General features: G+C 47.5%; 12 protein-coding genes. 8 read left to right on the plus strand and 4 right to left on the minus strand.

The window, feature by feature from the left end:
* Positions 1 to 78 precede the first annotated feature (78 nt).
* From FC83_RS14775 to FC83_RS14805, 7 genes are all read left to right on the plus strand, one after another.
* On the plus strand, positions 79 to 882 hold the full coding sequence (locus FC83_RS14775) for a homoserine O-acetyltransferase/O-succinyltransferase family protein (RefSeq protein ID WP_035455775.1): 804 nt from the start codon (positions 79 to 81) through the stop codon (positions 880 to 882).
* A gap of 16 nt (positions 883 to 898) precedes the next feature.
* Positions 899 to 1837, plus strand: a complete 939-nt coding sequence (cysK, locus tag FC83_RS14780) for a cysteine synthase A (RefSeq protein ID WP_035455749.1) — start codon at positions 899 to 901, stop codon at positions 1835 to 1837.
* A gap of 228 nt (positions 1838 to 2065) precedes the next feature.
* On the plus strand, positions 2066 to 3415 hold the full coding sequence (lpdA, locus tag FC83_RS14785) for a dihydrolipoyl dehydrogenase (protein WP_057002962.1): 1350 nt from the start codon (positions 2066 to 2068) through the stop codon (positions 3413 to 3415).
* 27 nt (positions 3416 to 3442) lie between these two features.
* Positions 3443 to 4411, plus strand: a complete 969-nt coding sequence (locus FC83_RS14790; protein WP_057002941.1) for a thiamine pyrophosphate-dependent dehydrogenase E1 component subunit alpha — start codon at positions 3443 to 3445, stop codon at positions 4409 to 4411.
* A gap of 20 nt (positions 4412 to 4431) precedes the next feature.
* Entirely contained in the window at positions 4432 to 5475 is a 1044-nt protein-coding gene (locus FC83_RS14795; RefSeq protein WP_035455752.1) for an alpha-ketoacid dehydrogenase subunit beta, read from the plus strand.
* A 12-nt stretch (positions 5476 to 5487) separates the two neighbouring features.
* Positions 5488 to 6765, plus strand: coding sequence for a dihydrolipoamide acetyltransferase family protein (locus tag FC83_RS14800; RefSeq protein ID WP_035455755.1), 1278 nt, complete (start codon positions 5488 to 5490; stop codon positions 6763 to 6765).
* 269 nt (positions 6766 to 7034) lie between these two features.
* On the plus strand, positions 7035 to 8864 hold the full coding sequence (locus tag FC83_RS14805; RefSeq protein ID WP_057002942.1) for a sigma-54-dependent Fis family transcriptional regulator: 1830 nt from the start codon (positions 7035 to 7037) through the stop codon (positions 8862 to 8864).
* 106 nt (positions 8865 to 8970) lie between these two features.
* Here the strand turns inward: FC83_RS14805 and FC83_RS14810 are convergent, their stop codons facing one another.
* The 4 genes from FC83_RS14810 to FC83_RS14825 form a co-directional block, all read right to left on the minus strand.
* Positions 8971 to 9540 (minus strand): hypothetical protein, encoded by a 570-nt coding sequence (locus tag FC83_RS14810; RefSeq protein ID WP_035455758.1) that lies wholly within the window; start codon positions 9538 to 9540, stop codon positions 8971 to 8973.
* 43 nt (positions 9541 to 9583) lie between these two features.
* Entirely contained in the window at positions 9584 to 11347 is a 1764-nt protein-coding gene (gene recQ, locus FC83_RS14815; protein WP_035455761.1) for a DNA helicase RecQ, read from the minus strand.
* A gap of 110 nt (positions 11348 to 11457) precedes the next feature.
* Entirely contained in the window at positions 11458 to 12303 is an 846-nt protein-coding gene (locus tag FC83_RS14820) for a DNA/RNA non-specific endonuclease (protein WP_057002943.1), read from the minus strand.
* Entirely contained in the window at positions 12300 to 13073 is a 774-nt protein-coding gene (locus FC83_RS14825) for a sunset domain-containing protein (RefSeq protein WP_052005072.1), read from the minus strand. The genes FC83_RS14820 and FC83_RS14825 overlap by 4 nt, the downstream gene beginning before the upstream one ends.
* 400 nt (positions 13074 to 13473) lie before the next feature.
* Between FC83_RS14825 and FC83_RS14830 the strand changes: the two genes are divergently transcribed.
* Positions 13474 to 15432 (plus strand): FAD-dependent oxidoreductase, encoded by a 1959-nt coding sequence (locus FC83_RS14830; RefSeq protein WP_057002944.1) that lies wholly within the window; start codon positions 13474 to 13476, stop codon positions 15430 to 15432.
* Positions 15433 to 15501: the final 69 nt, after the last annotated feature.

Here is a 15501-nt window from a genome sequence, read left to right on the forward strand (position 1 = left end):
TGGTGATTGCACCAGCGGAGGTCTTGTAGCCTGTTGATATTGTAAACTTGGAATTAAAAAATGAAAGGCGTGAATCAAATGTCCCAGCGAATTTTACAAATTGGCATTTTAAATGTCATGCACGATAAAGCTGCTACGAATGCTGATTTTCGTCAGGCCTTAACCACACAAAATATTCCCGTGCGCTTGCACTTTTACTATCCCACTACCAAATATAAGGACCAAGTGATCCCGAAAAACGTCCAAGCAAATTTAAAGCCCTTGGATTTAAAAGCTGTCGCCAAACTCGATGCCTTTATCATCACTGGGGCACCTATTGAAACGATTCCCTTTGAAGATGTGACTTATCTTGAAGAGCTAAAAGCTTTGTTTAAGGTATTGGAAAAAGTCCCCACGAGATTATATCTATGTTGGGGGGCTATGGTGGCTTTAAACTTGCTTTATGGCATTGAAAAACATCTATTGCCCCAAAAATTATTTGGGGTCTATCCCCAAGAAATCTTACATGAAAGTCCCTTGTTAGCCGGGTTAAAAGAAGGTTTTCTCGCCCCCCATGCCCGGTATGCGGAATCCAATTTATCTGAACTGCGGATCCACCCAGACTTAGTCGTTCAAGCCACCACGGTTCGAGACGAACTATTTCTGGTTCAAAATAAAATTCAAAATGAAGCATTTCTTTTTTCTCACTTGGAATACCAAGCCAGCGGTTTGGAGGATGAATACCAACGGGAAATCACCGGTCATCCGGAGATCCATTACCGGCGACCTGAAATGGATTCAGGTCAAACTGCGGTGTTGACGGCTACGAATTTTCCGTGGCAAGACACCCAAGCCAAATTTTTTGAAAATTGGCTTAAAACTGTTGCTCAAAACGCGAATTAATGGAGGTAATTATATTATGACTGAAACTGTAAATGCAATTAACGCAAGCACTAACATCACTGAATTAATTGGGAACACCCCACTTTTGAAATTAAATAAAGTGGTCCCCGCTGACGCTGCCGATGTTTATGTAAAATTGGAATTTTTCAATCCTGGCGGGTCTGTCAAAGATCGGATCGCTTTAGCTATGATCGAGGCTGCTGAAAAAGACGGTCGCTTAAAACCTGGGCAAACCATTGTGGAACCTACTTCTGGGAATACCGGGATTGGCTTGGCCTTAGTGGCCGCTGCAAAAGGCTACCCATTAATTATCACCATGCCGGAGACCATGAGTATTGAACGGCGGAAATTGATGCAAGGTTATGGGGCTAAATTGATCCTCACACCAGGTGCTGATGGCATGCCGGGGGCCATTAAACATGCGGAGAGCTTAGCCGCTGAAAATGGGTACTACTTGCCAATGCAATTTAAGAATCCAGCTAACCCAGATATTCATGAAAAGACCACTGGTCAAGAAATCATCAATGCCTTTGGGGGCAAAGCCCCAGATGCCTTTGTAGCTGGGGTCGGTACTGGGGGTACTTTGACTGGTGTGGGGCATGCCCTGCGTAAGGTGGATCCTGATGTGCAAATCTTTGCTTTGGAAGCTGCTGAGTCACCAATTTTGAAGGAAGGCCACGGCGGCAAACATAAGATTCAAGGGATCAGTGCCGGGTTTGTCCCAGATGTTTTGGATACCAAGTTGTACAATGACATTGTGGAAGTTACTAGTGACCAAGCCATTGACACCGCCCATGAAGTGAGTCATAAAGAGGGCTTTTTACCAGGCATTTCAGCTGGGGCCAATATCTTCGGGGCCATTGAAATTGCTAAGAAGTTAGGCAAGGGTCACACGGTGGTAACAGTTGTCCCAGATAATGGGGAACGTTACTTAAGTACTGATTTATTTAAATAAGCTATTAAATTTTTAGCCGACTCGATTTTTGAGTCGGTTTTTTTGTGGGCAGAAAGGGCCTGACACAAGGTTGCCACAAATTGCATCAGTTTGACACATCCTGACACGGGCTTGACACAAGACTGCTACAAAGACCTTGAATTAGCAGCTTTATAACTTTGGCACGGTACTTGCTTATAGATAAGTGTCAACCAAAGAACCTGAAGTCAAAGGATGGTGAACTTAAATATGTATGATTTGATAATTATCGGGGCCGGACCTGGGGGTTATATTTCAGCCATCAAGGCCGCTGAGTTAGGTCAAAAAGTGGCGGTCATTGAGCAGAAATATCTAGGGGGTACCTGCTTGAACGTGGGGTGTATCCCCTCTAAAGCCTACCTGCAACATAGCAAATGGGCGGAAACCGTGGCTGCTGCCAAACCCTATGGCCTGGATATGGAGATCAACCAAGTGGATTTTCCAAAATTGGTCGACCATAAAGACCAAGTGGTCCAGCAGTTAAAAATGGGGGTCCAGTTCCTATTTAAGAAACACAAAATTGATTATATTGAGGGGACGGCGGATGTTTTAGATGCCAATCACGTGGTGGTGGCTGGGACAACCTATGAATGTCAAAATATTTTATTAGCCACCGGCAGTCATCCCTTTGTCCCACCAATTCCGGGGTTAGATCAAGCTAATTACGTCACCACCGATGAATTCTTTAGCAACACCAAACTACCTAAGGAATTGGTCATTATCGGGGCGGGGATTATCTCCGTGGAACTGGCCTTTGCCATGGCACCCCTAGGGGTCAAGGTGACTTTACTGGAAGTGGCGCCGGATATGTTGTTAGTGATCGATGAAGACGCCCGGAACTTGATCAAGGCCCGTTTGACTGAATTAGACATCACTTGGAAAATCGGCGTGACCATTGATCAAGTTACCCCCCAAAGTGTGCAATTAGCGGATGGGAGTGCTTATCACTTCGACCAACTCCTGGTTGCCACCGGCCGGCGGGCTGATTTGAAAGTGGCTAACAGCCTGGGCTTAAAGCTAGACGATGCGGGCCGGGTGGTCAGTGTGGATGACCATTATCAAACCAGTATTCCCCATATTTATGCTATCGGGGATCTGATTGGGGGTTATATGCTGGCCCACGTGGCCGGTGCGGAAGGCATCAAAGCTGTCTCGGCCATTGCCGGGCAACCCCAAGACCCGGTGGATCCTAATTTTGTGCCCCGCTGTTTGTACTCGGAGCCAGAAGTCGGCAGCTTCGGCCTATCGGTCCAAGAAGCCAAAGATCAAGGTTATGACGTCAAAGTGTCCCAAGTGCCTTTTGCCACCAACGGCAAGGCCATTGCCACCGGGGCCACCACCGGGTTTATCAAACTGATCAGTGAGACCAAATACCACCAGATTCTCGGGGGCGTCATCGCCGGGCATAATGCCACTGAAATGATTCACACGTTAATTACCACAGCTCAAGCGGAAGGAACTGTGGATGAAATCGCCAATTCAATTTTTGCCCATCCAACCTTGTCTGAACTGATCGGGGATAGTGCCAACACCTTGCTCGGTCAATCTGTAAATTCCTGATGCGAACTAAATAGGAGGTTCATGATAATGAAACAATTAACACCAGATTTGGCAAAAACTGCCTACAAATATATGAATGATATCCGTCATTTTGAAGATCGGGTGCATAAAGTATTCTTGACCGGCGCAATTCCCGGATTCGTGCATCTATATGCCGGGGAAGAAGCCGTTGCCGTTGGGGTATGCAGTCATTTAACAGATTCGGATTACATCACCAGTACCCACCGGGGCCATGGTCACTGTATTGCCAAGGGCTGTGATGTCAATGGCATGATGGCTGAAATCTATGGCAAAGCCACTGGTTTGAATAACGGCAAAGGTGGTTCCATGCATATTGCTGACGTGGATAAAGGGATGCTGGGGGCCAACGGGATGGTTTCCGGGGGCATGCCAATTGCCGTGGGCGCTGGCTTACGGAACAAATATTTAAAGACTGATGATGTGGCTGTCTGCTTCTTCGGGGACGGAGCCAACAATGAAGGCAACTTCCATGAAGCCATGAATATGGCCTCCATCTGGAAATTACCAGTGATTTTTGTCAATGAAAACAACAATTTTGCCGAAGCTACCCCACAGATTTATGCAACCGCTGCCAAAACTATCGCACAACGGGCTGAAGCTTATGACATGCCCAGCGAACGGGTAGATGGCAAGAACTTCATGGCGGTTTTTGAAGCCGCTGGCCGGGCCATTGATCGGGCTCGTCAAGGGGATGGCCCCACGTTGATCGAATGCAAGACTTATCGGAACTATGGGCACTTTGAAGGGGACCAACAAACTTATAAATATGACTCCCCAGAAGAAGAAGCTTTTGCAAAACGGGATGATATTCAAGAATTTCGGGCTTATGCGGTTTCTGAAGGCCTGTTCACTGCTGCTGAAGCGGATCAAATTGAACAACAATCCACCGATGACATTGAAGCTGCCGTGAAATTTGCCGAAGATAGCCCCTTGCCAGATCCTGAATCCCTATACGAAGACGTATTCGCCGACTAAAGACAGAGGAGGTCAAAGTCATGTCCAGAAAACCAATTACCTTTATGCAAGCTATTAATGAAGGCTTAACACAAGCTATGGAAAAAGACGACCGCGTATTCATCATGGGTGAAGATGTGGCCGGCGGGGCTAAGGTGAAACACTTAGCGGATAAAAACGAAGACTCTTGGGGCGGCGTTTTTGGGGTCACCAAGGGTTTGATGCCAAAATTCGGACGGGAGCGGGTCATTGATACGCCCGTTTCTGAAATGGGTTATATGGGTGCGGCCGTGGGTGCAGCCATCACCGGTTTGCGACCAGTGCCAGAATTAATGTTTAACGATTTTGTGGGCTTCTGTTTGGACACCATTTTAGCCCAAGGTTCTAAAATGCGGTATATGTTTGGGGGCAAAGCCAAAGTACCCTTAACCATCCGGACCACCCACGGGGCTGGTGCCAGCGGCGCCGCCCAACATTCCGGTTCCTATTATGGCCTGTTTGCCTCTATTCCTGGGGTCAAAGTCGTGGTGCCGTCTAATCCTTATGACGCTAAAGGCTTATTATTAGCAGCCATTGAAGAAGATAATATCGTCGTCTTTTCTGAGGATAAAACCCTTTATGGGATGAAGGGCGATGTGCCAGAAGGCTACTATAAAGTAGAAATTGGCAAAGCTACCATTACCAGAGCCGGCACAGATCTGTCCATTGTAACGATTGGTAAGATGGTCCAAGTCGCTGAAGCGGTGGCCGACGAATTAGCTAAATCAGGTATTCAAGTGGAAGTCATCGATCTGCGGACTGTCGCTCCATGGGATGAAGCAACGGTGATCCAGTCCGTTCAAAAAACTGGCCGCTTGATCGTCATTGATGAAGCCCATCCAAGAAACAGCACAGCTACGGATATTGCCGCAGTGGTCACGGACAAAGCTTTTGATTATCTGGACGGTCCGGTGAAACGGGTCACGGCCCCTGAAACCCCAGTGCCATTTGCCAGCAATTTGGAACAACTCTATATGCCAAGTGTGAAACGGGTCCTGGACGAAGCCAGTGAAATTATTGATGATCTAAAAGTCGTTAAGGCTTAAGGGGGTGACGAGATGGCAACAGCAATTGTAATGCCTAAGTTAGGTTTGACCATGACGGAAGGGACGGTGGTCTCTTGGGATAAGCAAGTGGGGGACGCGGTCAAGGAAGGCGACGTTTTAGCAACGATTGCTTCTGAAAAGTTGACTTATGACGTGGAAGCCCCAGCTAGTGGGGTGATTACCGAAATTGTGGCCCAAGAAGGCGATGAGGTACCTATCAAAGAACCCATTGGCTATATCGGCGCTGCCGATGAAGCGCCCGCAGCTGGTGGCAGTGCGGCCCCTGAACCAGCGGCGGCAACACCAGCAACTGCCCCAAGTACGCCAGCACCTCAAGTACCTGTCACACCAGTCCAAGCCCCAGTCGCCCCAAGCACTGCTGAGGGGGCGCGGATCTTCATTACCCCGCTGGCTAAAAAAATCGCTGCCGACAAAGGCATCGATTATACGCAAATTCAAGGGACTGGGGGCCATGGCCGGATTACCCGCCGAGACGTGGCCAACTTCACCCCAAGTGCTCAACCAGCAACCCCTGAACCGGTAGCTGCCCCAGTGGCCCCAGCCACGCCAGCAACCACCAGCGGCGTTCCGGGTTATGTGGCTGGTGCTGGCTTGACGGGGATGCGCCAAGTCATTGCTAAAAATATGATGCACAGTGTCCAAACCACGGCCACCGTGACGCTGCAACGACGGGTGAATATCACCGCGCTGATGGCTTTTCGCAGTGAACTCAAGGGCAAGTTCACCGAACCGTTAGCTGATGGCCAATTGAGTTTGACCACGCTGTTGGCCCGGGCAGTGATCCTAGCCCTGCAAGCTACCCCGGAAATGAACGCTTGGTATCAAGATGGCACTTATACCAAAGTTGAAGATGTGAATATTGGTTTAGCGGTAGGTTTGCCAGATGGGTTGATCGTGCCAGTTGTGAAACAAGCGCAAAATATGAACTTAACACTACTAGGACGAGGCTTAAAGGATAAAGCCAGCCGAGCTCAAGATGGGAAGTTAAAACCAGATGAATACACCGGTTCTACCTTTACCATCACCAATCTGGGGCATGAACACATTGAATACTTTACCCCAATCATTAATTCACCGGAAATCGGCATCTTAGGGGTGGGTGCTTTGCAACAACAATTGGTGTTGGATGACCAGCAAAAGGTGATTGCCCAACCGGAATTACCGTTGAGCTTAACCTTTGATCATCAGATTATCGATGGCCAACAAGCAGCTATTTTCTTAGATAAGATTGCCAACTATTTACAAGCGCCTTATCAGTTAATTCTCTAATTGTGAATTAAAAAATTTGAATTGAAAAACTACGACCGCAATAATGATTCTAAGTTGCCGGGTCGTAGTTTTTTGGCGTTTACAGCACGTGAACCCCTGAGCGTAAAGGTTTTAGGTGGCTATTGGTGAGTCAAATGGGTTGGTTAAACTGTTCTAATTATTTATAATACAGATAGAAAGCGCATACATGGCAAAATGTGCAAGCTGTAACGTCCGATAAGGTAATAGTTTATAATCATTGGTCTAGTTCTAAGAGGATGGTGCAAGACATGAACAAGGAAACTTGGGCCCGTTTTGTGGCCCATGAACCGGTGGATTTAGGGAATTTAGCACCGGATATTGCGGATTCTTGGTATAAGTGTGCCCAATCTAATATTAATCCCTATCAGGCCAAGGCCACTTTAGTGGTGGATTATCGGGAATTGGCCAAGGAACAAAAACAAGATATTCTCCAAGAATTTGCGGCGGCTTTTCAAACCGTGAAAGCTTGGTTAGACCCCAGCGACGATCCCCTATTGGTCTTAGCGGATGCCCAGGGCCGTATTTTAAAACGCACCGGCAGTCTCAAAGTACAACGCCAAGCCGATGAAATCGGCTTTGGTGAAGGCAGTGTTTGGACCAATCGCCAGGTGGGTACCAATGCCATTGGGCTGGCTTTGATTCATCGCAAAGTATCCGCCGTGTCCCGGTATCAGCATTATGTCACGTTATCCCAAAAATGGACTTGTTTTGCGGATGTGATCACTGATGAAACTGGACAATGTCGGGGCATTATTGATTTGTCCTTCCATAATACTTTTCCCGTTGAAAAGGGGAAACAATTGATCAGTATGATTGCCCAAAAGATGTCGGTGGCTTTAATGCAAGAACGGGTTTTGGCCCAACAAGCCATTTTACAATATACCTTAGACAATGCCCATAGTCCGACGGTGATTTGTGACCTCCAACAGCGGGTATGTCATAAACCAGGGCACTTGGCCGCCCTAGAGGGGATTCAAGTGGGCAAAGTGCTACCAACAGAAAGCAATCACATCAATTTATCTCGACCCCAACCGATTTATCAAGGCGAGCAGCAAATTGGTTGGCAGTATAGCGTGACCCAAAGCGTAGCCCGTCCCCAGAAATTTTATTATTCTGGTATTGCCACCCAAAGTCCGGTTTATCAAGATTTTTTAGCGAAAGTGCAATTGGCGGCAGCTAGTGATGTCCCCATCCATCTTTTCGGCGAGACGGGTAGTGGCAAAGAAGTTATTGCCAAATCCTTGCACAATAATAGCCCTTTTAAAGCCGGCCCCTTAGTGACGGTGAATTGCGGGGCTTTAAATGATGATTTACTACAAAGTGAATTATTTGGCTACGCGCCGGGGGCCTTTACCGGGGCCAGCAGCAAGGGTTATATTGGCAAGATCCATCAAGCCCAGGGTGGGACCCTGTTTTTAGATGAAGTGAACAGTATGTCGGCCAAGATGCAGTCGGCCTTATTGCGGGTGTTGGAGGACAACATGGTGACGCCTATCGGTAGTGATAAAAAGGAGAAAATTCATTTCCGTTTGGTAACTGCCAGCAATCAAGATCTGCGGGAACTGGTGCAAGCCGGTGACTTTCGCATGGATCTGTTCTATCGCATTTACGTGTGTGGGCTAGTGGTACCGCCACTGCGGGCCCACCTGGAAGATTTATTGCCTTTGCTAGATAACTTTTGTCAGCAACGCCAGTGGCAAATTTCGTGGGTGGACCAGTTATTGCAGGTGGCAAAGACTTACCATTGGCCGGGGAATGTTCGGGAATTCAATAATTTCTTACAGCGTTTATATTTATATTTTCGAGAAACTAAACCAACGTTGGCTCAGTTACAAGAGGCCTTGAATATGGGCCGATTTGCCGGCCCTAGCAATCCAACACCTGCATCTGTTCCAGAACCGGTGGGCGCTGCAGTTAGTGGTGCCCAAGTTTCCCAGCGGCTGAGTGAAATGGACCGGATCGTCATGGCCTTGGATCAAAATGACTATCATTTACAACAAACCGCCTTGGAATTGGGGATGTCCCGCTCCACCTTATATCGGCGCATGAAGCAGTATCATTTGAAGGTGAAACGCTAAGTTGTGTTTTATTGGTATCAAGTTAGCTGGGCTAGTTGGCATTTGGTCAATCAAAAAAAGTCGTTATCTTGAGAAATCAATTCTCCGATAACGACTCTTTTATTTTTTAGAAGAAACTATTCACTTGAAAAGCATCCCCATTAGGATAGACCACGAATTCCCGGGTTCTAATGACGCCAGTAGCGCCGGCGGGGAAGTAAGCTTCGTCAACGGCGACGTAAGGTGAGCCCCAAGATCCATTGTAATACCAGGTGTCACTACCACCGTTTAACATATGGGCCCAGCCATAGTCGTTACTGGGATTTTCGCCATATTTAGCGGCCACATTTAAAATGGCATCCCCAGCTGTGGCCACCGGCACCCGTACTTGACTGCCTTGGACGTATTGGTTATCCCCCAAGTCATACCAATAAGTATCGCCGTTTTTCACATAGCCAAAGACCCGCCATTGGGAACCGTTGGGTAGGATGCGTAAGAAGGGGTGGCTGGCTTCGTCATAACCGCTGAAAAGATTAGCCCCCCAATAACCCGTTACCGTAGCGGTACTGTCGTAAACATTGTATTGATTTTCCGGCCGGAAATACGCGGCTTGGGTCGTGTCTGGTTTTGCCAGTAGGCCCACCGTACTGAACAGCAACGCCAATAACGCAGTCCCTAAAATTTTTTTGAATTTCATATTCAAACCTCCCAAGTTTGATTGTTATTTTTGGATAAAGTATCTATGCGGTCACGCCAGCTTGATAGTCGGCAATAATTTTCAAGAATTGACTGCCATATTTGGTCAGTTTACTCTCACCCACGCCTTTAACATCCAACATTTCTGAATCAGTGCTAGGCATTTGACTGCACATGTCCGACAAAGTTTTGTCTGAAAAAATGACAAATGGCGGGACACCTTGTTTTTCCGCCAACTGCCGGCGCAATTGCCGTAATTGTTCAAAGAGTTCATTATTCACCGGCAAACTCTTGGTGGCGGTCACGGCGACTTTGCGGGTCACGGTTTGTTCTCCCTTTAAGACCGCCGCGCCCAGAGCGGTGATTTTAAGGACAGGGTATTGGCCCCCGTCAGCCAGTAAGTAGCCGGCAGCAGTCAAATAGTCGATCAATTCGGCAATGGCTTTTTTAGTTTGGTTGGCCATAATGCCATAGGTAGACAGGGTTTCAAACCCCATTTTAGTCACTTTTTGGTCTTTGGAGCCGGCTAAAACTTGGGCCACCAACGTTTTCCCAAAGCGTTCATGCATCCGATAGACGCAAGACAAGACTTTTTGGGTGGCAACGGTGATGTCTTGGGATTCCCGAGTATCTAAACAATTGCTACAGCGACCGCATTTAGGCCCTGTCTCTCCAAAATAGTTTAAGATAAATTGTTGCAAACATTGCTCCGTATTGGCATATTGACTCATCATTTGCAGTTTTTCATACTCGTGTTGCTTGCTTTGTTCATCCCGATCGGATTGGTCGATAAAGAAGTGCTGGGTTTGCACATCAGCCAATTTGAATAACAAAATAGCTTCACTGGGCAGGCCATCCCGTCCAGCCCGGCCGGCTTCTTGGTAGTAAGCCTCTAGACTACCGGGGACGGCATCGTGGATCACAAAGCGCACGTTACTTTTATCAATACCCATGCCAAAGGCGTTGGTGGCCACCATGACTTGAGCTCGGTCATACAAGAAGTCCTCTTGGTTGTGGCGGCGCTGTTCAGGGGTTAAGCCCCCGTGGTACATGGTCACAGAGAAGTGGCGTTTTTGCAGTAGTTTGGTAAGCCGTTCCACTTCTTTACGGGTACTAGCATAAATAATGCCAGATTGATCCGCGTTTAATTTCAGATAATCCAGTAAATACCGGTCGCTGTCTTGATCTTTCACCACTTTAAAGGCTAAATTATCCCGCTGAAAACCGGTCTTCACTTCTTGGGTAATGCCTAAGCGGGTCTTAATATCTTCAGCCACCCGGGGGGTTGCTGTGGCTGTGAGGGCCACAATGGTGGGCTGGGTGGGCAGTTGTTTTAACCGGTCCGTTAAGGCCAAATAGCTGGGGCGAAAATCATGGCCCCATTGGGAGATACAATGGGCTTCGTCCACAGCCACCAGATCAATGGGCAGGGCGGCCAATTGGGCAAAGGCACCGGAATCTAAACGTTCTGGGGAAACATATAACAACTTAACGGCGCCAGCTTGGGCTTGGTTGAGGCGGTCGTTGATCTCACTGAAATCCAAACTGCTATTGACAAAGGTGGCGGGGATACCATTTTCATTTAAAGCATCTACTTGATCCTTCATCAAGGCGATCAATGGCGAGACCACCAGGGTCAACCCCTTTAATAACAATGCTGGGATTTGATAACAGAGGGATTTACCACCCCCAGTGGGCATGATAGTCAGCACATTTTCATGCTTCAAAATGGCGTCGATCACTGCCTGTTGGCCGGGGCGAAAGCTGTCGTAACCAAATTTCGTTTTTAAAAGTTCTTGAGGGGTCATTAGGGTAAGTACCTTTCTAAAATTGTGACTTATATATAAATACGTTAAATTCTGCCGAAGCTTCTGTCACAATTCTAACGATTTTCGCGGACCAACACAATGGTTAAGGATTATTGCTTTTGGCTGGTACCATCATTGTAATTTAAAGTATACCCGGTTTGGACATTAAAGATATAAACATTGAAGTGAATTTTGTCACTACCCACCGATTGTGCCCGCATCTGTACTCCCCGGGCCAGCAATTCATCCCCACGAAAAATTGGATGAACTTCATAGCGCACATAATTATCCGGACTTTGTTTCAAGAAATAAGCAATATCCATTTCATGGTGCAACATTTCCGGTGTGTTCAAAGAAGTAGTGCCGGTCATCAGATTCTTAGGATTATTATTTTCCCCAGAAAGCTGATAGCCAATCAAATGACTGCGATTATACAGCCACCCATGATTGGTGCGCTTGTTATGCCAGCCAGTAGGATTCCAGGTTAAAGCACTGCGCTTAGCCGTGGGCATTAAACTTTTATTCAACAGGGCATTGGCCGCCCCCACCCGATTCAAGTGGTCCAAATCTGAAAAGGCTGTCCAAGCGCCTTTGTCTAGGGATAAGTCCTGGGTAGAAAAGGCGGGGTCATTATTATTTACCGTGATCTCTTGTTCACCCGTAAAATCTAAGCTGGCTAAGTCCGATTGGGTGGGCGTTGCCGCTGGGGTCGCTTCAGATTGGGTGTCAGCTTGACTGGTAGTTTGAGCCAGGCTAGCCTTTTCTTGGTCCAGTTTGGTCTGATTTTTGGAAATTTCTGAGGCTTTTTGGGAATTTGCTTCTTCTAGACTACTTAGTGTTTGGCTACTACTGGTTGCATCGGAAGAAGCAGAATTGTCAGACTCACTGTTGCAAGCACTCAGGCCAATACTGAGGCTAGCTAGTAAAGTTAGGAAATATAGGGTTTTTTTTCTCATCGTAAGGCCTTTCTATACCCGGCATTTTGGGCATCTTGTTCGCTGTTGAAAATCACTGCATTGGCTGAATTCATCCGATAACCCGCTTGACCAGGAACATGATAAATTTTGGAATTGGCGTTGCCAATAATTTGCCCCGTGGCTGTGGTCATGTTGCCCTTTTGGCTGGCTGTATTTGGTGTGGCCGCTGCGGCGGTTTGCTGGGCTTGTTGATCCGGTTGGGTGGGCCCATTTTGAGGGGCTTGGGCAGCTGCCTGACTTTGAGAAGCTGCCGTTTCAGAAGCCGCCGCTGACTGTGCTGTTGTGGCCGCCGCGGCTAGTGATGCACTTTCAGATGACTGCTGTTCCGCAACGGCAGCCAGACTTTTAGAGGTGGCCTTGGCCGCCGCCAGTTTCTTGGCGTCAGCTTTATTTTCAGAGACCATCTTGCTGGTGGGTGTACTGGTTTTAGACCCCGTCGAATTATTTTTTGGCAGTGCCCCGGCAAATAAAATAGCGGCCAGGATCAAACAATACAGCCACCACTGTTTATAAATAGGTGCCAACTGGTTAGATTCTGATGTTTCTGGTGCTGACTTACCGGGCGCTGGCCGGACTAAAGTTGGAGCCGGTGGTGTTTTTCGAAGTTTTAAATATTGGTATAGGTATAGCCCAAAGCCGGCTAAGCCCACCAGCAGAGCAACGATAGCCCCCAGGCGGACCAAAATAGCAAACACCCCAATGATCAACAGGCCGTTCCATACAACGGCTGTCCCAGATTTCTTTTTCATTTTAAACCTCCACATTTAATTTAATGCAACCGAAATGAAAGTCGCAGCCCGTCCTCCCGAGAAAGGGACCTATCAATTGGTTGACTACTATCATAAGTTTACCTGAAGATAGCTTAATAATAAACTTAATTTATGGGATTAAAATACTTATCAAACTTGCGGAAAACGGGAATTTAGCAACGTTTTACCAGCAATCATTTTTTAAAGCCTTAACGGCTTACAATCTAACAGTTAGTAGCAGTGCGTCAATAAAATTAAGCTCAATTGAGACATTGTGCACAATGTTTAATTTGTCGTCATTTTATTCGTTCAAATAGAGCTTTTTGGTTTCACCATTGGCTTGAAAAGTGGTATTGTATGGGCATGCAATGTCGTTGATTAGATAAGGAGAGGATAAGAAATGCCTGAATTTGATAAATTATTCACATTGGGCCATATTGGTAAGCTGGCCATTAAGAACCGGGTGGTCATGCCGGCAATTGGCGTTAATTTGGCCCGGCTAAATGGTGAGGCCAGTAACGATATCATTCGTTACTATGAAGAACGGGCCAAAGGCGGTGTGGGGCTAATCATCACGGAGATCACCCGCATCGATGATGAAACTGGTGTGGGTACATTAAAGCAGCTATCGGTGACGTCACCGGCCGTATTGCCCCAATTGCAACGTTTAGTGGATACGGTCCACAAGTATGACTGTAAACTGTTTATCCAGCTACACCATCCTGGCCGGGAGACCAGTTCCCGCCTGTTAGGCGGCCAGCAAATGGTAGCCCCATCGGCCATTGCCGATAAACAGGTACAAGAAGTCCCCCGGGCTTTAACCGTGGCTGAAATCAAAGATTTGATTCAAAAGTTTATTAACGGTGCTACGATTGCCCAAGCTGCTGGCGCCGATGGTGTGGAATTACATGCCGCCCATGGGTACTTATTGAATGAATTTCTGTCGCCTTATGCCAACCGGCGTAGTGATCAATATGGGGGTAGTTTGGAAAATCGCCTGCGGATACTTCACGAGATTATCACTGGGATCAAAGCAGCCTGTGGCGCAGACCTTCCCATCAGCGTGCGTATTTCGGCCGATGAATTCGTGGAGGGTGGCCTGAAAATCGAAGATTCCATTGCCATTGCTCAGGCATTGGAAGACTATGGGGCTGATGCTATTAATGTTTCCAGTGGTATTTATGAGAGTCAGCAAACCATCATTGAACCGGGCAACTATCCCCAAGGCTGGAAAGCCAATCTGGGCACGGCCATTAAAAAACAAGTCAAAATTCCGGTGATTGCCGTGGATAACATTAAAACCCCAGCGGTTGCTGAACAATTATTAGCGGATGGGGCGTCAGACTTTGTAGGCATTGCCCGAGCCAACTTAGCGGATCCCAATTGGACCCTGAAAGCTAAACACGGCCAAGCTAATCAAATTACTATTTGTATTGGTTGTCTATTATGTATTCAAGCGGTGATGCAAGGTAAGCATGTAGTTTGTGCGGTTAATCCTAGACTGGGTCGCGAACGGGAATTCAGTCACCTACCGAAAAATGGGGCTGGCCAAACGGTGGCAATTATCGGTGGTGGCCCTGGGGGGCTAGCTGCGGCTGAAACATTGGCGGATCGGAATTTCCAAGTGGAATTGTTCGAACAACGGCCAAAATTAGGTGGGGCTTTGACCATTGCCAGTGTGCCGGCCCACAAAGAAAAGATTGCCTTATTTGAGCAACAATTGATTAATCAAGTCCAAATCCGGGATAATATTCATTTCCATCTGGGTGAAAAGGCTACGGTCACGGGTATTCAAGGCTTAAGTCCGGTGGGGGTATTTTTAGCCACTGGGGCGAGATCGATTATTCCTGACTTGCCAGGCATTCATGGTGATCACGTGGTTACTGCTGAAGGCTACTTGGCTGGCCAAGAACCTGTCAAAGGGTCCGTGGTGGTGATTGGCTCCGGGATGACCGGTTTAGAGGTCGCCATGAAATTGGCCACTGAAGGTCATCAGATCACCATTGCTGAAATGCAACAAAAGGTGGGCCCTGGTGCTGATTCGGCGGCCATCGCCGGTATCATGGCGGGCTTGAGTCATTTTGAACCCACGATCATGACCGATGAGCGGCTAACCGCCGTCACGGCCGCAGGGGTGACTTTGGTGAACGGCACCACGGGTGAAACCACCACAGTGGCTGCAGATACGGTCGTCTTGGCCCTAGGCGTGCACCCGGATGAAGCTGCCATGGCACCGTTTGTCCAAGCTTTTGCAGATTTGAAGTTGATCGGGGATGCCAATTTAGGTCGGTCCATTGCCGACGCCATGAAAGATGGCTTTACCAAAGCGGCTGCTTTTAACACCTATCAACCTGTTTAAGCGAACTACTTATTTCTATAAAATAATGTCAAAAACGCAAGTCCGCCGCTGGCAAAGCAGGGGACTTGC

The organism is Agrilactobacillus composti DSM 18527 = JCM 14202 (genome assembly GCF_001436375.1).
Lineage (GTDB): Bacteria > Bacillota > Bacilli > Lactobacillales > Lactobacillaceae > Agrilactobacillus > Agrilactobacillus composti.

Coding starts and splice junctions, on each gene's coding strand:
- FC83_RS14775 (WP_035455775.1), top strand. CDS start 79: ATGTCCCAGCGAATTTTACAAATTGGCATTTTAAATGTCATGCACGAT.
- cysK (WP_035455749.1), top strand. CDS start 899: ATGACTGAAACTGTAAATGCAATTAACGCAAGCACTAACATCACTGAA.
- lpdA (WP_057002962.1), top strand. CDS start 2,066: ATGTATGATTTGATAATTATCGGGGCCGGACCTGGGGGTTATATTTCA.
- FC83_RS14790 (WP_057002941.1), top strand. CDS start 3,443: ATGAAACAATTAACACCAGATTTGGCAAAAACTGCCTACAAATATATG.
- FC83_RS14795 (WP_035455752.1), top strand. CDS start 4,432: ATGTCCAGAAAACCAATTACCTTTATGCAAGCTATTAATGAAGGCTTA.
- FC83_RS14800 (WP_035455755.1), top strand. CDS start 5,488: ATGGCAACAGCAATTGTAATGCCTAAGTTAGGTTTGACCATGACGGAA.
- FC83_RS14805 (WP_057002942.1), top strand. CDS start 7,035: ATGAACAAGGAAACTTGGGCCCGTTTTGTGGCCCATGAACCGGTGGAT.
- FC83_RS14810 (WP_035455758.1), bottom strand. CDS start 9,540: ATGAAATTCAAAAAAATTTTAGGGACTGCGTTATTGGCGTTGCTGTTC.
- recQ (WP_035455761.1), bottom strand. CDS start 11,347: ATGACCCCTCAAGAACTTTTAAAAACGAAATTTGGTTACGACAGCTTT.
- FC83_RS14820 (WP_057002943.1), bottom strand. CDS start 12,303: ATGAGAAAAAAAACCCTATATTTCCTAACTTTACTAGCTAGCCTCAGT.
- FC83_RS14825 (WP_052005072.1), bottom strand. CDS start 13,073: ATGAAAAAGAAATCTGGGACAGCCGTTGTATGGAACGGCCTGTTGATC.
- FC83_RS14830 (WP_057002944.1), top strand. CDS start 13,474: ATGCCTGAATTTGATAAATTATTCACATTGGGCCATATTGGTAAGCTG.